Source organism: Kitasatospora sp. NPDC059722 (assembly GCF_042733235.1).
Classification (GTDB): domain Bacteria; phylum Actinomycetota; class Actinomycetes; order Streptomycetales; family Streptomycetaceae; genus Kitasatospora.
The window spans coordinates 1-4,573 of the sequence record NZ_JBHWGD010000215.1; the positions used below are offsets into that span (position 1 = coordinate 1).

General features: G+C 76.1%; 4 protein-coding genes and 1 pseudogene. All 5 read left to right on the forward strand.

The features are described from left to right. Positions 1-751 (forward strand): annotated as a pseudogene (locus ACFV4F_RS42430) (hypothetical protein); the annotation flags it as partial. After that, a complete protein-coding gene (locus tag ACFV4F_RS42435; protein ID WP_380511201.1) occupies positions 748-2,304 on the forward strand; it encodes a vWA domain-containing protein in 1,557 nt (518 codons plus the stop codon). The pseudogene ACFV4F_RS42430 and the gene ACFV4F_RS42435, both read left to right, overlap by 4 nt. Next, positions 2,301-2,951 carry a 4Fe-4S single cluster domain-containing protein gene (locus ACFV4F_RS42440; RefSeq protein ID WP_380449052.1) on the forward strand — a complete coding sequence of 217 codons (651 nt, stop codon included), beginning with the start codon at positions 2,301-2,303 and terminating at the stop codon, positions 2,949-2,951. Before ACFV4F_RS42435 ends, ACFV4F_RS42440 begins: the two co-directional genes overlap by 4 nt. Further along, entirely contained in the window at positions 2,948-4,327 is a 1,380-nt protein-coding gene (locus tag ACFV4F_RS42445) for a hypothetical protein (protein ID WP_380511204.1), read from the forward strand. The genes ACFV4F_RS42440 and ACFV4F_RS42445 overlap by 4 nt, the downstream gene beginning before the upstream one ends. Then, positions 4,324-4,573, forward strand: a 250-nt coding sequence (locus tag ACFV4F_RS42450; RefSeq protein ID WP_380511207.1) for a hypothetical protein, incomplete at its 3' end; no start/stop codon positions are given. The genes ACFV4F_RS42445 and ACFV4F_RS42450, both read left to right, overlap by 4 nt.

Genomic DNA, 4,573 nt, shown 5'->3' on the forward strand with positions numbered 1-4,573 from the left:
GGCCCGCGACGCGCCCGGCTCCGCCGCCCGCTGGGAGCGCGTCATCGCGCGGGCCGAGCGGCACCCGGCGCGCTACGACGACATGGCCGTCCTGTGGGTCGACGGGCGGGAGGTGCCCGCCGGGGCGGCCCGGCACGCCCTGGCCGTGCTGCGCGAGCAGGTCGGCCACGCGGCGGCCGAGGCCGGGCTCGACGGCCTGCCGGTGGTCGCCGTCGGCGGTCCGGCCCGGCTCGCCGCCGTCCGGCGGGCCGCCGCCGGGGCCGGTCGGGCGGTCGGCCTGCCCGCCGCCGCGGACCCGGCGCTGGCCGCCGTCCTGGGCGCCGCCCTGGTGGCGGCCGGGCTCGTCGACCCGGCCGACCGGTACCCGTACGAGGTGCTGATCGGCGCCCGGCGGGTCCACCGCGGGCGGCTCGCCGAGACCGAGCTGACGCTGTGCGGGCCGGGCCGCCTGGTGCCGGGCGGCACCACCGTGTTCGCCGAGCGGGCCGGGCGCCGGGTCGCCGTCGGGGGCGCCGGCGAGCGGCCTCGCGAGGCCGAGGTGCGGGTCCGGGACGGGGCCGGCGGGCCCGCCGTCCGGGTCGGGGCGGTGACCCTGCCGGCGAGCCGGGAGGGCGAACGCTTCCACATCGGGATCGCGATGGCGGCGGCCGGCCCGACCCGGCTCGTGCTGCGGCCCGCGGGCGGCTCCGGCGAGCCGCACGAGTACCCGCTCGGCGAACTGCCGGGCGTCCTTGAGGGAGACCACCGATGAATCCGTCGCGCACGGCCCGGCCGCCGGCCGCGCTCCTGCTGCCCATCCTCCTGCTGGCCATCCTCCTGCCGGGCCTGCTCCGGCCCGGTGCCGCGCACGCGGCCGACCCGAACCGGCCCACGCGCGCCGAGGTCTACCAGGCCCTCGGTCTCGAACACCAGCCCGCCGACTACGTCGTCCTCGTCGACACGTCCCCGTCGATGACGCAGCAGGGCCGCTACGGGACGGTCCGCCAGACGCTCCAGACCTTCCTCTCGGGGCTCACCGGCGCGGACCACGTCGCCCTGTACACCTTCGACACCACCGTCGTCGCCCGCTACATCGGCGCCGCCGGGAACCCGACGGACATCCTGTCCCGCCTGCCCGCCGCCCCGAGTGCCAACGGCGACACCGACATCGGCGCGGCCCTCAACGCCGCGCTCGGCGAGCTGGAGCGCAGCGACGCCCTGCCGATCGCCTCCGTGGTGCTGATGACGGACGGCGAGAACGCCCCCGCGGCCGGCAGCGCCTACCCCGTCGCCGCCACCTCCACCTGGACGGCCGCCCTGCACGCGCGCGCCGCCAAGCTCGCCGGGCACACCGACCTCGTCGGCTACGCCCTGCCCCTGGCGACGGGCGCGACCGGCGCGGAGCTGCTGCGCCAGGTCGTCGCCGACACCCGGGAGCTCGTGCCCGGCAGCATCCAGGACCTCGGCTCCTACCTCCAGCGCGCGGGCGAGGACACCCGCCTCCGGCAGGCCCGCGCGATGCTCGCGCCGGACCACGGACAGGGCGTCACCGTGTCCTGGTCGGGGCCGCCGACGCTCGACCTGGGCAAGGGCGAGGCGACGGGCACGCTCTCGTTCACCTCGCACGCCGCCCGCCTGCCCCTCTCGGTCGACGGCATCGCCGTGTCCGTCGCCGGCCACCCCTTCGAGGTGTCGGGGCTGCCGTCCTCGCTGATCCTCTCCCCCCGCTCCACCCAGGACATCCCGGTGCGGATCACCGGCCGGCTCGACGGCGGACTGCTGACCCCGCAGCACGTGGAGCACACGAGCGCCACCGTGAAGGTCACGGGGACGGTCGGCTCGCCGTGGCAGCCCGCCCTCGCGCCGGACCTCCAGCTCGACATCCCGCCGGCGCTCCAGCCGGCCGGGCTCCCGGTGGACGTCTCCGGGCAGGTCGGCTCGGCGGCGACCCTGCCGCTCCTGATCGGCCTGCCGCTGCTGGTCCTGCTGGTGCTCGTCCTCGCGTGGCTGCGGGTGTACCGGCCCGCGCTGAACGGCGTGCTGCTCATCGAGCCGGCCTTCGGCGAGCAGATCCCCGAACACGTCCCGCTCACCGGCCGCCGGGTGCAGCTCCGCCCGGCGCTGGGCGGGGCCGGGCGGGTGCGCGGCCGGCGCCGGGCGTCGGAGCGCGGCGCCCGGATCGACCTGCGCATCCGCTACAGCCCGGACGGCTCGCATGCGCGCGCGAGCTCCGTCACCTGCGCGCCCGGCAGCCGGGTGGTGGCCGCGGGCACGGCGTTCGTCTACCAGCCGGTGCCGGCCGAACCGCCGGGGCGGCCGTCGTGACCGCCACTGCGGTGAACGTCGCCGCGACGCACGTCGGCACCCGGGCGCTCGGCCCGGGGCTGCGCTCGGTCGTGTGGGTGCAGGGCTGCCCGTTCACGTGCCGCGGCTGCATGTCCCCGGACTGGATCCCGGACCGGCCCGCCCGGCTCGTCAGCCCGGAGGCCCTCGCCACCGAGTTGCTCGCGAACGAGCGGGTCACCGGCCTGACGCTCTCCGGCGGCGAGCCGATGGCCCAGGCCACCGCCCTGGCCGAGACCGTCGAACTGGCGCGCGCCCGGCGGGACGTCTCCGTCCTCTGCTTCACCGGCCACCGCCTGGAACGCCTCCGCGAGCACCCGCCGCACCCGGACGTCCCCCGCCTGCTCGCCCTCGTCGACGTGCTCGTGGACGGCCTCTACGTGGCCGGGCACAACACCGGACGCGGCCTGCGCGGCAGCACCAACCAACGGGTGCACCGGCTCAGCAGCCGTTCCCGGGCCGAGGACCACGACTACGAGAACGGCCCGCGCAGCGCCGAGATCGCCCTCGACGGGCCCGAGGCCCTGCTCGTCGGCGTGCCGCCCACGGGCCTCCTGGAGGCCTTCGACACGGCCGTCACCACCGTACGGAACCGGATCGCGCAAGCAGACCCAGGGAGGGCACGATGAGCGGCCGCAAGCAGATCCAGGTGGACGAGTCCCAGTGGTACCGCCTGCTGAAGAGCGCCGACGAGCTGAAGACGGTCCGCCGGGACCTGCCCAAGCTCATCCAGGGCGTGCGCGAGCAGGCCCGCGCCGACATGGCCGGCGAGTTCGAGGCCGTGCGGCGCCGCCAGCAGCAGAGCGAGGAGGCCGTCCGCCGGCTCAGCGACCAGAACCGCGCGCTGGAGGAGGAAACCAACCGGCGGCTCCACCAGCAGGCCGCCGACCTCCACCAGCGGCTGACCCATACGGCCGGAGAGCTGCGCGCCGAGACGCGCACGCAACTCGACGAGCAGCGGCGGAAGTTCGAGACCGATCTCGCCGAGGAACGCCGCGAGCGCCGCGCCGAGATCGCCGGACTCACCGCCGACGTCAAGGAGTTGCAGCACGACCGCACCAGGGCCGAACAGCTCTCCGCCACCTGGCTCGCCGACGCCGGCTCCATGGCCGATCTCATCACCGACACCCTCCCCCACGAGCGCTACGCCCCGGGCGAGTTGGACGCCGTCCGACTGCGCCTCGGCCAGGCGCGCGGCAACCACGACCTCGGCCGCTACGACGCTGCGCTCGCGGTGGCCCAGGAGGGCTACTACACCCTCAGCGAGCTCCGCGTCCGCATCGAGCAGGCCGAACTGCTGCGCCGGTCCTGGCAGTCCGCGGCCGTCCAGGCGGTGCTGCTGGTCGAGCAGCAGGTGCGGCGCAGCGCGCAGCTGCCGGTCGTCGGACCGGATCAGCGGGAGATCCCCGGCTACTCGCTCGACGTCGACTTCTGGTCGGCCGGCGCCCTGGACGAACTCCGCGACCACCTCGACGAGTTGCTGGCGCGCTCGCGCGACGAGGCCACCACGGCCGAGGAGCTGGAGCGCATCTGCCGGGAGGAGGCGCCGGCCCTGGAGGCGCAACTGGCCGACACCGTGCGGCAGGCGCGCCTGTGCCAGCTCGCCTCGCAGATCCGCGTCAACCTCGCCGACGAGGTGGTCCAGGCGCTGGCCGAGACCGCGTTCTACGCCTACGTCGAGGACGACTTCGTCGGCTCCGACCAGCGCGGCGCCCACATCACCCGGCTCCGGCACGAGACCGGCAGCGAGATCGTCATCGACATCGACACCGCCGACCCGGCCTCCGGCCGCAACGTGATCCGGGTGATCTCCTCCGACCGCGACACCGAGGCGGAGGCCGACCAGCGCGCCCGCGCCGAGGCGGTGCGGCGGATGCTGGAGGCCGGCGGCCACCAGGCACACGCCCCCGTCCCGATGCCGCGCCTCGAACCCGGCACCCCCGACCTCAGGACCGACGACCCCCGCTACGACCTGCGGCCCAAGCCCCGGGGCGAGGGCGCATGACCACACTCGCGCGCGGCGAACGCTTCCGCGACCTGCGCCTGAGCACCGACGAGCCCTTCACCGTCCTGTACGGCCCCGGCGTGGACGACGTCTTCGTCGACCCGGACTACCGGGTGCGCACCCTGGAGGAGACCCTCTGGGAGCTGCTCCACGCCGAGGGCTACCAGCGCATCGTCTACTCCTCGCTCAGCCGCCCGCTGTACTTCCGTGACCCGGAGTCGCGGCGGCTGAGCCGGCCGGGCGGGG